This window comes from Methylobacter svalbardensis, assembly GCF_037671525.1.
Lineage (GTDB): Bacteria > Pseudomonadota > Gammaproteobacteria > Methylococcales > Methylomonadaceae > Methylobacter_A > Methylobacter_A svalbardensis.
In genome coordinates this window covers 28,848-45,169 of sequence record NZ_JAWPOH010000030.1, presented here as the reverse complement: position 1 = coordinate 45,169, position 16,322 = coordinate 28,848, and the positions used below count along the sequence as shown (strand labels likewise).

Sequence of the window (16,322 nt, the reverse complement as noted above, 5' to 3'; positions counted from 1 at the left end):
GTTCAAGCTGGAATGTCTGAAGATAAAATACAAGGCCAATCATTTTGCGCTAAGAACTAAGCTATTTATCAAAGCGAACCAGATAGCTTATGAAGAGTTGCAAAAATTACTGGCTGCGTAACATCAGATAATAAAACACACAGGCGCTAATTTTAACGGATTCATTCACTTTGTTTAGTTTTTCGATGAAGTTGACTAAAACTAGCATGAAACATTTCATTCTAAAATTGCCAACCTACCGTAAAACTAGTGGTTATAACATTAACAAAACTCATTCTTTTTAGAATGCCAGTATCATTGGCAAATAGTCTATTGACTTCATTCAACAAAGAGCTCAGCATCAACAAAAATACCTATTATTTCAGGCCTAATCTTAGGTTCAAGATCAAACCATTGCCGTTTTTTACGGCCCGATTAACTCAGCTAAAAGGACATAATAATGGACGCCAGCAAAGTACAACCACGACAAGAACCGCTTATTACCACGACATTCCAACGCGCAAAAAACGTGGAAAGTAATGAGTCCGTTATCGCAACCCAGTCAGCTAAGGACCAGGACGACAGTTCAAAAGTTTCTACTCAAACAGTACAGCTTTCCGATACCTCAATAAGGTTATCTGCATCTTCACCGGTAAAAAGCAGCGACAGATCTGCCCCGATAGAAAATAAAGAACAAGCTCAACAAGCGGCCCGCCAAATTATCGCCGATTTTCAAAGCAACCCGGTCCAGGCACAAGGAACTCACAGCAATATAACTGAAAACGCAGTAAAATCTTTGTTAGGTTAAGACCACCGCTCATCGCCAATGACACATTTTATTTTAAGCGGAATTGCCGTCTATCCGGTAAAGTCATTAGCAGGCATTCATGCAAACAGCTGGCCTGTCACTGAAAAAGGCTTTCAGCACGACAGAAAATGGATGATTATCGACCCTAACCGGCAATTCCTTAGCCAGCGCAAGTTGCCGGAAATGGCTTTAATTAAAACCGCACTGACTCCTAAAAACCTAATCCTGTCAGCGCCGGGCATGGAAGATTTATTCCTACCCATTAAACCCGTTGATGGACAACTCATTAACAGCACCATCTGGCATGACCAGTGTGACGCCCATAGCGTTTCAAAAGAAGCCGACCAATGGCTGAGCGATTTTTTAAAACAAGATTGCCAGCTGGTTTACCAGCCCGACGAGGTCATTCGACCGGTTGATCCCGACTATGCTAAGCCTTCCGACAAGGTGGCATTTTCTGACGGTTTTCCTTTCCTGATCATTGCAGAAAACTCTCTGACCGTATTAAATAACGAAATGCAGCTGAATTTGGCTATGACCCGTTTTAGACCCAATTTGGTTATTTCCGGCTGTCCCGGCTATGCAGAAGACAGCTGGCGCGAAATCAGCATTGGCACTATCGATTTCAGACTCCCCAAACCTTGCTCCCGCTGCTCCATTCCAACAATAGATCCTGAAACTGCACAGACCGGCAAGGAACCGCTGATTACGCTCAACCGTACCCGGAAATGGCAAAATAACGTTTATTTCGGACAAAATGCCCTGCATAATCAATGCGGTCAATTGAGTGTCGGCGATACCGTGCACATCAAACTAACCGGCGCAAAACAACCGCCAATCTAGCCTGTTTAGGCGAATAAACAGCCGCCTTTCATTCACTTCGACTTCGCTCAGTCAAGTAAAAAAATCCTCCAACTAACCATGCATAAAGCCCTATTGTTGATTGTCATTCCGCTATTGTCTTACGGCTTTTGGCTCAGTGAAGAATTTAAAGGCATTGCGGCGGGCGTCTCAATTTTTCTGTTCGGCATGCTGTCCCTGGAGCAAGGATTTAAAGCATTTACCGGCGGCGTACTGGAGCGAATTTTACAAAAAACGACCAACACCGTCTGGAAAAGTTTCGGCTTCGGCTTCCTATCGGCTTCCTTGATGCAATCCAGCAGCTTGGTCTCCGTCATCACCATATCATTCCTGAGTGCGGGCTTGCTTGATTTAGTTGCCGGCATCGGTATTGTTTTCGGCTCCAATCTGGGTACGACAACCGGTGCATGGCTGATCGCAGGACTGGGACTGAAAGTTAATATTGCCGCCTACGCCATGCCGCTGCTGATTTTTGGCGTTTTATGCGTGTTCCAGAACGGCAAACAGTTAAAAGGCATCGGCTATATCCTGACCGGCTTGGGTTTTTTGCTGCTCGGCATACATTACATGAAAGAAAGTTTTGAGCACTTTGAAAGCACAATAAACTTGGCCACATACGCCATGCCCGGCGTCAAAGGCTTACTTATTTATACGGCTTTAGGCATCATCGCCACCATTATCATGCAGTCCAGCCACGCCACCATGCTGTTAACCATTACTGCGGTTTCCGTGCATCAAATTACTTATGACAATGCGCTGGCGTTGGCAATAGGCGCCAATGTCGGTACAACAGTTACCGCGATCATTGCTGCTCTTAGCGCCAATGTTCAGGGTAAACGTCTGGCAGGCTCACATCTGTTAATCAACCTGTCTACCGGAATCATTGTACTGATTTTTATTAAACAATTCGGTATCGCTGTTGACATCATCAGCGCAAATTTGGGTATTGCCACCTCGGATCATGCTATGAAACTGGCAATATTTCACAGCCTGTTTAATCTTGCCGGCATTATCCTGTTTTTTCCACTTATTAATCAACAGGTTACTTTACTGGAAAAAATATTTATCGAAAAACGTCCCGCTATTTTCAAACCGATATATTTGGACCCGTCCGCCATGGATTTCCCTGAAACAGTCGTTGAATCGGTCAGACTGGAAAGTATTCATTTATATGAAAATGCCATTCATATTATTTTGCACACTTTTGGCCTACATCAACGCGATCTCCAAAAAAACGACTCACTCAAGCAGCTCATAGAGCAAAATAAAAATCCGATTGAATACGATATAGACGCCAGCTATGAAAAGCGGATAAAAGGTATCTACAGCGCTATTATTGCCTTTATCAGCCAAGCCGGATTCACCTGGGAAATGGCCCAGTCTTCAAGACTTTCCTGGCTACGCGAGGCCAATAAACATCTTGTAGAGGCCATTAAAGACACCAAGCATTTGCAAAAGAACTGGGTTCGAGCCAGATCCTCAACCAATCAAATCAGGATCGATGAATACAATAAAATTGCCTACCAAATAGTCTTGCATATCCAGAAAATTGAAACTTTCAGGCATGAAATTGAAGGCAACGAATTACCGTTATTATCGTTGGACACATTAAAAGCATCCATTAAAAATGATGACATGCAAATGAATCGCGCCATTGAAACACTGATTAGAGAACGAAAAATATCCCCTGAAACCGGATCTTCGCTGATTAATGACAGCGCCTATATGCGCAGCATTAAAAAAAATCTGCTGAAAGCCGCCGAAACGCTGTTTTTGCACGGCAACATCGGCGATGCCGATGTTGAACATCAATTAAGCCTAAATGAAACCGAAATCAATGATGTTGTTCACACTATGGATACCCAATAACATCATCGTTACACCATTTAACTAAACTCAACCCGTCATTCCAGCCATGAAAATAGAAAAATTGCTCCATAAATTACAGGCCTTTTTTGACACCGACAAACACAAAAAAAGACAACATATCGATGAATTGAAAAAAATCCTGCTTAAACTGAAGAAAAAAGAACGAAAAATCACCGATACCTTGCAACAGACTGACGACGATTGCTTAACAAAACATTATCAAACTGAACTGGAAATTATCAGGGCACAGCGAAAAAAAGGCATTGAAGTTTTGCAGCAACTTAACGAACGTAAAAAAACCTGAACCGATGATATTACAAACCCATCATCAAACTGCTTCCATGCTTTTTCAGCCAGTGCCTTCGGCTTTGATAATCCGGCAAATGTTCTGCAACCAGAGCCCAGAAATGGGCGGAATGGTTTCTGATCTTGATATGGCAAAGCTCGTGTACCACTACGTATTCCAGAACTTCGGGCGGGGCTATGATCAACAGCCAATTGATATTGATGTCGTTATGAATGCCGCAACTGCCCCATCGGCTTTTTTGCGTTTTGATTTTAATCGTCTGGGGAAATAACTGTTTTTTTTCCGCATGCTGTTTTACCAACTGCTCTACCTGGCTTTTCGATTCCTTTTTCATCCAGCGTATTAACGCCTCTTTTATCTCGGCACTGTGGTCTTTAATCATCAATGCGTCGGGGACATGGGCAATAAATTCTTGGCTAAATTCTATTTTTATCCTTTTTAATTTTGTGGGTCTTACTGCCAATTTATACGATACTCCCTGATAAGGAATTTCAGCGCCATGTCCGTAAACAGCCGGAGCCAACGTTTTATGCTGATGACTTTTAGTTGCGATTTTAGCCAATGCCTGGACTATCCACTGCTGCTTGGACTGAACGAATTGATGGATTTTATGTTCGGCGACTTTTAACGGGGCGACGACTTCCACTTTACCGGGCGTCACAATGATTCGCGTCTGCGTAGCCCGCTGACTGCGTCGGATTTGATAGGAAAATGCTGGATTAGAAATGACAGTTCTCTTTACTGGAGGTTTTACACTATTCTGATTTATTTCGCGTCTTTCCTGGACTAATCGTCTTTTTTAGGTGTAAATCTAACCATCCTGATTAATCATGTGGGTTGCCAATTGCTGCAAAGCCTGACTTAAGTTTTCCCTGAAATTGGCATCCATGGTTATTTCATTTAGGGCTTTATTCATGCATAACATCCACTGATCTCTTGCAACTTCGTCTATTGCAAAGGCAATATGCCGCTGCCGCAATCTTGGATGCCCGTACTCCTGAATAAATAAATCGGGACCGCCCAGCCAGCCAGACAAAAATTTGAACAATTTGTCATGCGCAGCCGCCAAATCCGCCGCATGCATACCTCGAACTCCGGACGTTTCAGGCAAACTATCCATAAAAAAGTAAAACCGTTCCACCAGATTGAGTATTGCCGTTTCTCCGCCTATCAGTTCATAAGGTGTTGTTTGTTTATTTTCTGTCATAACCCTGTATTCTGAAAAATCATTCTTTCAATAATTCAGTATTCTACTAAATATTCTTACCAATACCTCAAAACTCTTGTAAAATCTAAAGGGCTATTTGTTATGTTAACCATGTATTTTTAAGGAATCCAAATAAAATGAAACTAAATACCGCTATTCCACGCACGGAATCCAGTATTCTGGCAACCAATAAAGTACTGAGAAACACCTATTTGTTATTGTCGATGACGTTGATTTTCAGCGCGATGACTGCCGGTGCAGCGATGGCACTGAATTTGCCGCATTTTGGCATTGTCATCACCCTAATCGGCTATTTCGGCCTGCTGTTTTTAACGACCAAATTCAGTAACAGTAGCTTAGGCTTGGTTTTTGTTTTTGCCTTGACCGGTTTTATGGGACTAACTCTCGGCCCTATTTTAACGATGTACATTAAAGCCTTCAGTAACGGTCACGAATTGATCATGACTGCATTAGGCGGAACCGGCGTTATATTCCTGGGACTTTCCGGCTATGCCCTAACAACGCGCAAAGATTTCAGCTTTATGGGCGGCTTCCTGATGGTAGGCGTTCTGGTCGCATTTCTGGCGGGTCTTGGCGCAATATTTTTCGCTATACCGGCCTTATCGCTGGCAGTATCGGCGATGTTTATCCTGCTGATGTCCGGTATGATCTTATACCAAACCAGCGAAATCATTCACGGCGGCGAAACCAACTATATTTTGGCGACTGTTTCTTTATACGTTACCATCTACAACCTGTTCTTAAGCTTATTACAATTGTTGGGCGTATTCAGCGGCGAAGACTAAATAATCTTTGACGCCCATCCCACATTAAAAAGCCCGACTAACTTTGGTTAGCCGGGCTTTTTTTCCTTTCATGACTGGTTTTTAGAGCCATGCAAGCGAATCAATAAAGCCGCCTCATCATGGCTCAATCCTGAGCTTTGCATTAATTCATTGATGCCGGCTCCACTTTTTACTTTTCGGATGTCTACGCTGTACGGGTGATCCGACTGGTCATTTTGCTCGACCTCGGAAAGCTTTGTTGCCAAATCGTTGATCTGCTCGTCCGTAACGGCTATCCGGTTATCCACTGTGGCTATTCGGCCATCCACCGTTAAAGCGGCGGTACACAAGCCGACAATATCATTAGTATTACCGTGAACAATATCATTAAGAACCAGGTACTTGTGTTTAAGCTTCCGTTGAGTACGCGCCAGCCAAAAAAGTACCACAAGCATAATAACAATCGCCACGCCCTCAATGATAAGAACGGTCATCAAAGGATTATTCATCAAACAACTTCATCAATATGTTGTATAGGTTCAGCACCCTGTTCTTCCGCTTCTTGTTCTTTTCTACGCGGATGTTTCTCTGGGCGATTATCATCCCTTTTAATTTTTTGGGGTTTTATGACTGGAAAAGAGAGTGCTATGGGTTGTATTTCTAGCATACCGACCTCCTGTGACTGACATTATTGTTTATTTAATATTAGCTGTTAGCTATTATTCTACTTTATTGTTGATCAACAACCGTCGCTGTCGGCGCCAAATTTAATAATTTGGCACGTTGTTCATCATTAGCACCATAACGAGCAAAAGCCTGCGCCATTAATACCAAAACCACTCGCCTATTCTTAAATCGCCCCGCCTCTATCTTGTTATCGCCAATAGGATGAAACTCGCCATAACCAATGGCTGACAAATGGGGCGGATTAATGCCGTCCTTGACAAACTCATGTACGACGCTGGTCGCACGAGCAGATGACAAATCCCAGTTCGACCTGAATTTTAGGTTATCGATAGGAACATTATCGGTATGCCCTTCAATATTAATCATGTTTGGCAATAGCTTGATCACTTCGACAATCTTTTTCAACACGGGTATCGCTTTTTTGGACAATTCCGCCTCACCACTCAAGAATAACAGCTCACTATTCATTTCCAGCTCTATCCAATAGTCGTTTTTTTTAACTGAAACCAGCTCATCATCAATAAAAGGCGCTAAAACCTGTTCGAATTGATCGGACACTTGGCTCAACTGCCTTCTTTCTTTTAATATTTCTTCGCTCAGCTCCCGCCTTTTTTCAATTTCCACCGTCGTGGGATTTTCTAATGGAATAGGCTGTATGATCGTCGACAAAGCGCCAGCCTCAATGGAGATAACTTCATTGCCCTGTTGTTCTTTATTTGAAAATGCTTCACCTAATGAATCGGACAGCGACTTGTACTTCCCTTCATTGACTGATGAAATTGAATACATGACCACAAAAAATGCAAATAATAAGGTAATGAAATCCGCGTAAGAAACCATCCATCGGTCACGATTTGTAGTAGGCGACCGGTCGGATGCCCCTACATACCTTTTCCTACGCCTCACCATAGCCAAGCCTTACTATGCGTCATGCAGATAACCGCCCAATTTAAGCTTGATATTTCTTGGATTTTCGCCATCTGCAATAGCGATAATGCCCTCAACCAGCATTTCCTTAGCTTGAGTCAATGCAAGTACATGGGTTTTTAATTTATTCGCAACCGGCAAAAAAATCAGGTTGGCAGAACCCACACCATATATTGTCGCGACAAAAGCAGTCGCGATCCCTTGACCTAAAAGTTCCGGGTTAGTCAGATTCTGCATCACATGAATTAAGCCCATCACGGCACCGAGAATACCGATGGTCGGCGCATAACCGCCCATAGCTTCATACAACCCTGCCGCCTGTAAGCCCCTATTTTCCTTGGAATACATATCCAGATCCAATATCTCACGTATCGCATCAGGATTATTTCCGTCAACCAACAACTGCAAACCCTTTTTTATAAACGGATCTTTTTCGTTAGGCAGCGCATTTTCAAGACCTAACAAACCTTCCTTTCGCGCCAGATGGCTCCAGTAAATCACCTTGTCGATTTGCGCTGAAAGATCCACTTCCTTGGGGATTAATATCCACGAAAACATTTTCATGCTTCTGACAAAAATAGCCGGTGGAAATTGCAAAAGTGTCGCCCCGAATGTCCCCCCAAACACAATAATAAGTGCCGGTGCATTAACCAACGAACTGATGTCACCACCGTCCAACACGATCCCCAGCAGAATCGCACCGACACCGACTAAAACACCGGTGATGCTTAAAATATCCATTTTTTTAGTTTTCAACTTGGCCACTAAAAACTATCAATTTGCTGTCCATTCAGACAGCCTTGAACGTAATCTCAATACGGCCTGAGTGCTGATCTGGCTAACCCTGGATTCACTCACATTTAAAACTTCGCCGATTTCCCTCAAATTAAGTTCTTCATCATAATAGAGCGATATAACCAGACGCTCACGCTCGGGCAAACCCATGATCGCGTCTGCCAATGCCTGTTGAAAACTTTCACGACCTAGGCCGTCTGCCAGACCTTCTTGCTGACGCAGGGATTCATCAAGATAATGATCGCCATCTTGCGTCAATTCTTCGACACTAAACACACGGCAGCTGCTTGAATCCTGAAGAATGTGATTGTATTCATCAATGGCTATACCTAAATACTCGGCCACATCAACGTCTCTTGCCTCGCGCCCGGTTCTGTTTTCAATCGCACGTATCGCGTCGGATACCCTACGCGATTTTTTATGCACGGAACGAGGCGTCCAGTCACTGCGTCTGACCTCATCCAACATCGAACCCCGAATACGAATACCGGCATAGGTATCAAAACTGGCTCCCTGCGAGGCGTCATAATTCCTGATAGCCTCCAGCAAGCCAAGCATCCCTGCCTGAATCAGATCATCGACTTGAACCGAATCGGGCAGTCTGTTCAATAAGTGGTAGGCAATGCGCTTAACTAACGGTGCATGCTGCATGACACGCTCATCGGTGCCACCCGCCTGTACCGCTGTGTACATTGCCACGCCACTCATGCAACATCCTTTTGGGAACCGTACTGAATCATTCTTTCAATAAAAAACTCGATATAACCGCCCGCCTGAGATTTAAGCGGCCAGCTGTCAATTCGTGCGGCTATCGTTTTCAATGCGAGAGCGGCTTTGCTTCTGGGGAAGCCGATAACAACCGGTGTTTGCTTTTGAACCGACTTACGCAAATATTCGTCATAAGGCACTGCACCGGCAAACTTCAGCGTAACATCCAGATAACGATCGGTTACTTTATTTAATTTCTGAAACAACGCGTGGCCTTGTTGAACAGTCTGAACCATATTGGTGATCACATGAAATTTGGACAAACCATAATCCCGGTTAAGCAACTTGATAAACGCATAAGCATCGGTTAACGAGGTGGGTTCATCGCAAACAACAACGACAATTTCCTGACAGGAGCGGGCAAAATTCACCACACTCGCCGATATGCCGGCCGCTGTATCGACAATCAATACGTCGATATCTTGATCGATCTCGCTGAAGGCATGGATCACTGAAGCTTGTTCAATCGTCGTCAATTCAGACATCCTCTGAATACCCGATGCCCCTGGAATCACTCTCAAACCCGAAGGCCCCTCAATCATAATTTCATCTAAGGTTTTTTCTCCTGAGAGCACATGAGAAAGATTGAACTTGGGGTAAACGCCTAACAAAATATCAACATTAGCCAGACCCAAATCAGCATCCATTAATACCACCCGCTGACCCATTTGCGATAAGGCTATGCCGATGTTAACCGACAAGTTTGTTTTACCTACACCGCCCTTGCCGCTGGTGATTGCGATAACTCTGACAGGCTTAATTTGATTCATTTTTCTTATTCCCGCTGCTTGATCAGATTGCTTATGCATAACCTTGCGCCGCCCAAGCTTCATTATTTGCATCGTTATAGTCGCTCTCTTCATCCAACTCAGCCACACATTGTGCGACCAAAGTCCGGGCACAAGGACTATGCATGTCTTCAGGTACTTGCTGACCGTCGGCAATAAAAGACAGCGGCAGGTTATGTTCTATTATTGAAGAAATGGCCGAACCAATCGTTGCCGCCTCATCAAGTTTAGTCAAAATACAGGCTTGCGGTTCAAAAACCTGGAAGGCTTTGATAATTTCATTCATGGCCTTGTATTCAGTCGCAGCCGACATCACCAGATAGGATCTAATGGCTTGTCCGCTTTGTTGCAGGGTATTAATCTGCTCGACCAGTTTCATATCGCGTTGGCTCATACCGGCAGTATCAATCAAAATAAGCCGTTTGTCTGCAAAACCATTGATAATGTTGCACAACTCAGAAGCGCTGGATGCCCCCCGAACCGGAATGCCTAATATCCGTCCATAGGTATTCAATTGCTCATGAGCGCCAATACGGTAATTATCGGTAGTAATCAAGGCAACCTGTCTTGGCCCGTGCTTTAAAATGAATTTGGCGGCCAGTTTGGCGATCGTTGTGGTTTTACCCACGCCGGTAGGTCCTACTAAGGCGGCAATGCCACCGTTCTGGAGCAAATCATCGTCAGCTACCGGCAACACTTTAGCCAGCAGCTCTTGAGCCTGGCTAAAAACAAGTTCAGGATCCGTGTGATTAGCAAAACGATTGGCAATTTTAACACTCAATTTTCTTGAAATACTCATGCCAGCCAAACGTTGCAGCAATTCAGCCCTGACCGGGTTGGTTTGCGCATTATGCGCCCAACTAACGCTGGACAATTTGGAGTCCATCGCCGACCTTAAGGACTTGAGTTCCCGGCTCATTTCCAGCAACAAATTATCTGACGGATTGCTCTGTTTTTCCTCCGGCATGGCTATTTGCATAGGCCTTTCTGTTGCTACAGCGGCAACCGGCTTGGTGACTTTTGCTGTTACCGTTTCCAGATTTCCGCGTAGATGTACTTTTTCTGCGTAGCCCACATATTGGTCAATATTCCGGCGACTGCCAGGGATGGTGGAAGTGTCGGAATCGGTAGGGAACCGATGCGACCGCACTGAAGAATTCTCAGCCAAAAAACCATCCGCACTTTGTTTTCTTGAGCTGCTTAAAACATGCAATCGATTTTTTTCTGCATCAAAATCAGGCAAATCCATTTTTTGCGACCGAGAGGGGGACTGTTGCTCTTCGGCCTGTTTTTGCAACTTGCTCTGAATCAACTGCTCATCAAAATCTCGCGCGGCAACGATCTCAACACCGCCGTCAACCGACTTGTTTGACATGATGACTGCATCGGCGCCCAATTCTTCTTTGACCATGCGCATGGCTTGGCGTATATCTTCTGCAAAAAAACGTTTAATTTTCATAGGGTAGCCTCATGTGCTATGTTCGTCGCCCAACAGTTGAAACCACTTTGATCTGGCGATCAGCAGGTATTTCATTGTATGCCAAGACATGTAATCCGGGAATGGAATGGCGAACGAATCGGGATAACCAGGGGCGGATATAAGAAGAAACCAGCAACACCGCCGTTTGTCCTTCCATTTCCATTTTCTGCATACTTTCCTGCAACGATGCATGCATTTGTTCCGCCAATCCTGGTTCGATCCCGACACCACTTTCGCCTGCCGTTTGCAAAGACTTATGCAACAACTGTTCCAACTCATGATCCAGCGCAATAACCGGCAATTCATCCTGCATCCCACTGATTTCATGGATAATTAACCGACCCAATGCCGCACGTACCGCCGACGTCAAGATGTCGGGATCTTGACTCTTGATCCCGTACTCCGCCAAAGTTTCGACGATACTACGCATATCCCGGATAGGTACATGCTCTTGCAACAAGTTTTGTAATACCTTGACCACCACGCCTAGCGGCAATGTTTTCGGCACCAAGTCCTCGACCAACTTAGGCGCAGACTTAGCCAAGTTATCGAGTATTTTATACGCCTCTTCATAACCGAACAATTCATGGGCATGCGCCTGCAACAGATGACTCAGATGGGTCGCCACCACGGTCCCAGGATCAACCACCGTATAACCCAGAGTTTGCGCATGATCTTTCTGGCTCGGCTCTATCCACACCGCATCCAAACCAAAAGCAGGATCCTTGCAGGCATTGCCCTTCAAGGTACCAAAAACACGCCCTGGATTAATCGCCATTTCCATTTCCGGCATAATTTCAGCTTCGCCTACAGTCACTCCCATCAGCGAAATCCGGTAAGCTGTCGGACTTAAATCAAGGTTATCCCGGATATGCACCGATGGTATTAAAAAACCTAACTCTTGAGACAGTTTTTTTCGTACGCCTTTGATTCGAATCATCAGTTGCCCGCCCTGGTTCTTGTCCACCAACGGAATAAGCCGATAACCCACTTCCAGTCCGACAACATCGACCGGCATCACATCATCCCAGCCCAACTCTTTAGTCTCAGGAATAACGGTGTTTTGAGCCAACTCCTGCGGATAATCGACAGCAACTAATTCAGCTTCTTTATGCTTTTTGTCAATTAAATAGGCAGAACCGGCTAAAATCATGGCCAGCAAGATAAAGACCACATTCGGCATGCCTGGAATAATGCCCAGCCCACCTACCACCGCTGCCGTCACCGTCAACGCTTTGGGATTGGCAAATAGCTGCGAAGTGACCTGTTGTCCAATATTTTCACCGGTGCTGCCAACCTTGGTGACCACCAGCGCGGATGCTGTCGACAATAACAACGACGGAATTTGAGCGACCAAACCATCACCAATGGACAGTAATACATAAATTTCACCGGCCTCGGCAAAACTCAAGTTGTGCTGAGCCACACCAATGGCAAGACCGCCAATCATGTTGACAAATAAAATAATAATCCCGGCAATTGCATCGCCCCTGACAAATTTACTCGCGCCATCCATAGAGCCGTAAAAATCCGCTTCGGTAGCCACTTCCGCACGCCGCTCACGCGCTTCATCCTGAGTCAGCAAACCGGCATTCAAATCCGCATCTATAGCCATTTGTTTACCCGGCATCGCATCCAGCGTAAATCTTGCCCCAACTTCCGCAATCCGTCCGGCACCTTTGGTAACGACCATGAAGTTAATGATGATCAATATCGCAAAAACCACCAGACCGACTGCAAAGTTACCGCCAATAACAAATGCACCAAAGGCCTCAATCACCTTACCGGCCGCATCGCCGCCCTTATGTCCGTCGATCAATACAACACGCGTCGAAGCCACGTTCAGCGCTAGTCGTAATATAGTTGCCAGCAGAATAACGGTTGGAAATGATGCAAATTCCAACGGCTTAACTGTGTAGACAACAACCAGCAATATAATTAACGAAAAAGCGATATTAAAGGTAAAGAACAGATCGAGTACGAATGCCGGCAACGGTAATATCAGCATCGACAGCACCATGATGATAACTAATGGCGCACCCATTTCGGCTTTGCCCAGTATCGCCAACGCTGTTTTTAATTTAGTAAAATCCATACCCGGTTAATCTCGTTTAAATTCGTCAGGCACGTTAATATCTGCCGGCGGCAACGGCACTCTCCAATCATTTTTCTGAGCGGCTTTTAACTGATAGACATAGGCGAGAATCTGAGCTACGGCCAAATAAAGCCCCTGCGGTATCTCGCTATCTATCTCGGTCGAATAATACAACGCTCTGGCTAACGGCGGAGACGCCACCAGCGGTACGTCAGCGCCTATCGCTACATTACGTATTTGGGCGGCGATCAAATCGACACCTTTGGCAACCAGTTTTGGCGCGCCATTTGAATTCTGATCATATTTTAAGGCCACCGCATAATGGCTGGGATTCGTAACAATAACATCGGCGTCCGGCACGGCCGACATCATACGTCCTTGCGACATTTCCATTTGCGCCCTGCGCTGCCGGCCTTTGGTTTCGGGACTTCCCTCGGATTCTTTATTTTCATCCTTGATTTCCTGCTTGGACATTTTCAGATTTTTGGTGTGCTCCCACAACTGATAAGGCACGTCGATCATCACTATTAACACCAACGAAGCGCTAAGCACTAAAAAGCATATACCAATAATATTCAGTGCATGACTGACTGATTGCCCTAGCGGCTCTGCACTCAATCCCAACAATTCTCCGATAAAGCTTTTGTACAAAGCCACCGCTACGGCGAAAACCAATAAAATTTTTAACAAGGCTTTGAATAGCTCAACCAAGCCCTTTACCGCAAACATCCTGGCGATCCCGGTAATAGGATTCATTTTTGACGGTTTAAACGCTATAGCCTCCCAACTGAACACCCAGCCGCCCATCGATATCGGGGTAATAATGGCGACAAAGACCATCAGTGCAAAAAACGGCGCCAGCAATAGGAGACCGTCAATCATCGCTTGTTTAAAAAAGACTATCGGGCTAGCGGGATCGAAAATAACCTCGCGGCTCAACTGAAACTGCGCCTGCATTCCCGCTATCAGGCCCTTGCCGATTTGTCTTCCCTGGATAAGAAACATCGCGGCACTGGCTATCAGCATCACAAAGGTATTGAGCTCCCTGGACCTGGCAATCTGGCCTTTCTTTCTGGAGTCTTCTAGCCGCTTACCGGTAGGCTCTTCGGTTTTGTCGTCTTTATCTGCCATAATTTAATTTACAAGTGCAATAGTTGGCCGATCAAATCGTAAGCATCCGTCAACATCCCGGGAAATTGAGCCAGCACATCAGGTAATGTTTTCCAAACCAACAGCATTCCCAACATCAAGGTTACCGGAAAGCCCACCGAGAAAATTTGCAATTGCGGTGCCGCTCTGGCCGCTACCCCAAAAATGATATTCACCAACAACAGACTGGCCATAACAGGCATGGCCAGCAATAAGCCGCCGGTGAACAACCGACCACTCCAGACGATAATTGACCAGATACCCGCCTTGTCTATACCGTCTATACCAATAGGCAAGGTTTTAAAGCTGTCCAGAACCATTTGTATCAACAACAAATGTCCATTCAAACTGATAAAAACTAGCGTAGCGATAATAGTATAAACTTGCGCAATCACCGGCACCTGCTGCCCGCTTTGCGGATCTACCATCATTGAAAAACCCAAGCCCATGCTTAAAGCAATAGCTTGCCCCGCAAAAACGACGGCGGCAAAAACCAACTGCACGATAAAGCCACTGGTCAAACCGATCATAGTCTGAGCAATAGCCATCATAAATCCAGTGTAGCTAAACATTTCAACAACGGGCAAAGGGGGGAGTAAAGGCATGATAACCAGCGTTATTACCACCGCAAGAATCAGCCTGACTCGGGCCGGAACGGCTTGAATGCTAAACAACGGCACCGATACAAACATCGCACTAACGCGCATTAAAGGCCATATAAATAATGCCGCCTGGTCGAGAAGCTGCTCTTCGGTAAAGTTCAACGTTCAGCCAATTAATTGAGGAATATCCCTGATCAAGCCCTGAAAATAATCAAGGAACAGTTGCAGCATCCCCGGCCCCATAATCAGCAAAACAAGCCCTATAACAATTAACTTGGGGATAAATGTCAACGTCGCCTCATTAATCTGTGTAGCCGCCTGAAACATCGCGATAATCAGGCCAACAGCCAATGACGGCAATAACACCGGTGCGGTCAGTTTAACCGCGACAATCATCGCATCCTGCGCAATCATAGAAATGGTTTCCGGCGTCATAATCTACTCGCCCGGGCGACCGACCGGTCGCCCCTACACAACATAAAAACTCGCTGCTAACATTTCCATAATCAACGACCAGCCATCGGCCATAACAAATAGCATTATCTTAAAGGGCAGAGAAATAATCATCGGCGACAACATCATCATACCCATGGACATCAGCACACTGGCAACCACCAAGTCGATAATCAAAAATGGCAAGAAAATCAAAAAGCCTATTTGAAACGCCGTTTTCAATTCACTGGTCACAAAAGCCGGCAGCAATAACGAAAACGGTACGTTTTCGGCTGATTCTAACTCCGCATTGCCCGAAATTCGGATAAATAGTTCGAGATCAGCCTCTCTGGTCTGCTTTAACATAAATTGCCTGAATGGCTCGGAAGCCTTTTCAATAGCGGCAGTCACATCGATTTTATCTTCCAGATAAGGCTGGACGGCTTCGCTATTCACCTTATCAAAGACCGGCATCATAATGAAAATAGTCAAGAACAAAGACAAGCCCAATAACACCTGATTACTGGGTGCCTGCCCGGTGCCTAAAGCCGTACGCAACAAACTGAGGACAATCATGATCCGGGTAAACGAAGTCATGGTCAACAACAACGCAGGCAACACGGTCAACAAGGTCATTAACGCCAGAATCTGGATCGTTACCGTATAAGTCTGAGCGCCTTGCTTACCCGTAGTGACGGTGACCGCGTCAATTCCCGCTGCGGCATAAGCCGGTGTTTCGAGCAGCAAAAAAGCGAGACCTATCATCAGCAATCGAAATGCCAC

Annotated in this window: 19 protein-coding genes and 1 pseudogene; 6 read left to right on the top strand and 14 right to left on the bottom strand. The window is 45.3% G+C overall.

Annotated features, from left to right (window positions below):
• The 5 genes and pseudogenes from RW114_RS12510 to RW114_RS12490 all read left to right on the top strand — a co-directional run.
• Window positions 1-121 (top strand): annotated as a pseudogene (locus RW114_RS12510) (IS701 family transposase); the annotation flags it as partial.
• A 318-nt stretch (window positions 122-439) separates the two neighbouring features.
• Window positions 440-787 carry a hypothetical protein gene (locus tag RW114_RS12505; protein ID WP_340123091.1) on the top strand — a complete coding sequence of 116 codons (348 nt, stop codon included), beginning with the start codon at window positions 440-442 and terminating at the stop codon, window positions 785-787.
• Window positions 788-805: 18 nt separating this feature from the next.
• Window positions 806-1,630, top strand: coding sequence for an MOSC domain-containing protein (locus RW114_RS12500; protein ID WP_340123090.1), 825 nt, complete (start codon window positions 806-808; stop codon window positions 1,628-1,630).
• Between the two features lie 78 nt (window positions 1,631-1,708).
• Window positions 1,709-3,517, top strand: coding sequence for a Na/Pi cotransporter family protein (locus tag RW114_RS12495; RefSeq protein ID WP_340123089.1), 1,809 nt, complete (start codon window positions 1,709-1,711; stop codon window positions 3,515-3,517).
• 46 nt (window positions 3,518-3,563) lie between these two features.
• Window positions 3,564-3,821: a hypothetical protein gene (locus RW114_RS12490; RefSeq protein WP_340123088.1), complete on the top strand. Its 258-nt coding sequence runs from the start codon at window positions 3,564-3,566 to the stop codon at window positions 3,819-3,821.
• 10 nt (window positions 3,822-3,831) lie between these two features.
• On the opposite strand, the gene RW114_RS12485 is transcribed toward RW114_RS12490, so the two are convergent.
• Window positions 3,832-4,485 (bottom strand): M48 family metallopeptidase, encoded by a 654-nt coding sequence (locus RW114_RS12485; RefSeq protein WP_340123087.1) that lies wholly within the window; start codon window positions 4,483-4,485, stop codon window positions 3,832-3,834.
• Window positions 4,486-4,635: 150 nt separating this feature from the next.
• The gene (locus tag RW114_RS12480; RefSeq protein ID WP_340123086.1) at window positions 4,636-5,031 is read right to left on the bottom strand and encodes a group II truncated hemoglobin; all 396 of its coding nucleotides are present in this window, start codon (window positions 5,029-5,031) and stop codon (window positions 4,636-4,638) included.
• A 137-nt stretch (window positions 5,032-5,168) separates the two neighbouring features.
• Between RW114_RS12480 and RW114_RS12475 the strand changes: the two genes are divergently transcribed.
• Window positions 5,169-5,837, top strand: a complete 669-nt coding sequence (locus RW114_RS12475; RefSeq protein WP_340123085.1) for a Bax inhibitor-1/YccA family protein — start codon at window positions 5,169-5,171, stop codon at window positions 5,835-5,837.
• 68 nt (window positions 5,838-5,905) lie between these two features.
• Here the strand turns inward: RW114_RS12475 and RW114_RS12470 are convergent, their stop codons facing one another.
• The 12 genes from RW114_RS12470 to fliP form a co-directional block, all read right to left on the bottom strand.
• A complete protein-coding gene (locus tag RW114_RS12470) occupies window positions 5,906-6,325 on the bottom strand; it encodes a DUF2802 domain-containing protein (protein WP_340123084.1) in 420 nt (139 codons plus the stop codon).
• The gene (locus RW114_RS12465; RefSeq protein ID WP_340123083.1) at window positions 6,325-6,483 is read right to left on the bottom strand and encodes a hypothetical protein; all 159 of its coding nucleotides are present in this window, start codon (window positions 6,481-6,483) and stop codon (window positions 6,325-6,327) included. Before RW114_RS12465 ends, RW114_RS12470 begins: the two co-directional genes overlap by 1 nt.
• Window positions 6,484-6,545: 62 nt before the next feature.
• On the bottom strand, window positions 6,546-7,412 hold the full coding sequence (gene motD, locus RW114_RS12460) for a flagellar motor protein MotD (RefSeq protein ID WP_340123082.1): 867 nt from the start codon (window positions 7,410-7,412) through the stop codon (window positions 6,546-6,548).
• A 12-nt stretch (window positions 7,413-7,424) separates the two neighbouring features.
• Complete coding sequence (locus tag RW114_RS12455; RefSeq protein WP_340123081.1) at window positions 7,425-8,186, bottom strand: flagellar motor protein; 762 nt, start codon at window positions 8,184-8,186, stop codon at window positions 7,425-7,427.
• An 18-nt stretch (window positions 8,187-8,204) separates the two neighbouring features.
• The gene (locus tag RW114_RS12450) at window positions 8,205-8,933 is read right to left on the bottom strand and encodes an RNA polymerase sigma factor FliA (RefSeq protein WP_340123080.1); all 729 of its coding nucleotides are present in this window, start codon (window positions 8,931-8,933) and stop codon (window positions 8,205-8,207) included.
• Window positions 8,930-9,763 carry a MinD/ParA family protein gene (locus RW114_RS12445; protein WP_340123079.1) on the bottom strand — a complete coding sequence of 278 codons (834 nt, stop codon included), beginning with the start codon at window positions 9,761-9,763 and terminating at the stop codon, window positions 8,930-8,932. Before RW114_RS12445 ends, RW114_RS12450 begins: the two co-directional genes overlap by 4 nt.
• A gap of 31 nt (window positions 9,764-9,794) precedes the next feature.
• The gene (gene flhF / locus RW114_RS12440) at window positions 9,795-11,240 is read right to left on the bottom strand and encodes a flagellar biosynthesis GTPase FlhF (protein ID WP_340123078.1); all 1,446 of its coding nucleotides are present in this window, start codon (window positions 11,238-11,240) and stop codon (window positions 9,795-9,797) included.
• Window positions 11,241-11,256: 16 nt separating this feature from the next.
• Window positions 11,257-13,356, bottom strand: coding sequence for a flagellar biosynthesis protein FlhA (flhA, locus tag RW114_RS12435; protein ID WP_340123077.1), 2,100 nt, complete (start codon window positions 13,354-13,356; stop codon window positions 11,257-11,259).
• A 6-nt stretch (window positions 13,357-13,362) separates the two neighbouring features.
• Window positions 13,363-14,487: a flagellar biosynthesis protein FlhB gene (gene flhB, locus RW114_RS12430; RefSeq protein ID WP_340123076.1), complete on the bottom strand. Its 1,125-nt coding sequence runs from the start codon at window positions 14,485-14,487 to the stop codon at window positions 13,363-13,365.
• A gap of 8 nt (window positions 14,488-14,495) precedes the next feature.
• Window positions 14,496-15,269 carry a flagellar biosynthetic protein FliR gene (gene fliR / locus RW114_RS12425; protein ID WP_340123075.1) on the bottom strand — a complete coding sequence of 258 codons (774 nt, stop codon included), beginning with the start codon at window positions 15,267-15,269 and terminating at the stop codon, window positions 14,496-14,498.
• A gap of 3 nt (window positions 15,270-15,272) precedes the next feature.
• Window positions 15,273-15,542: a flagellar biosynthesis protein FliQ gene (fliQ, locus tag RW114_RS12420; protein ID WP_340123074.1), complete on the bottom strand. Its 270-nt coding sequence runs from the start codon at window positions 15,540-15,542 to the stop codon at window positions 15,273-15,275.
• Between the two features lie 33 nt (window positions 15,543-15,575).
• Window positions 15,576-16,304, bottom strand: coding sequence for a flagellar type III secretion system pore protein FliP (gene fliP / locus RW114_RS12415; RefSeq protein ID WP_340123093.1), 729 nt, complete (start codon window positions 16,302-16,304; stop codon window positions 15,576-15,578).
• Window positions 16,305-16,322 lie beyond the last annotated feature (18 nt).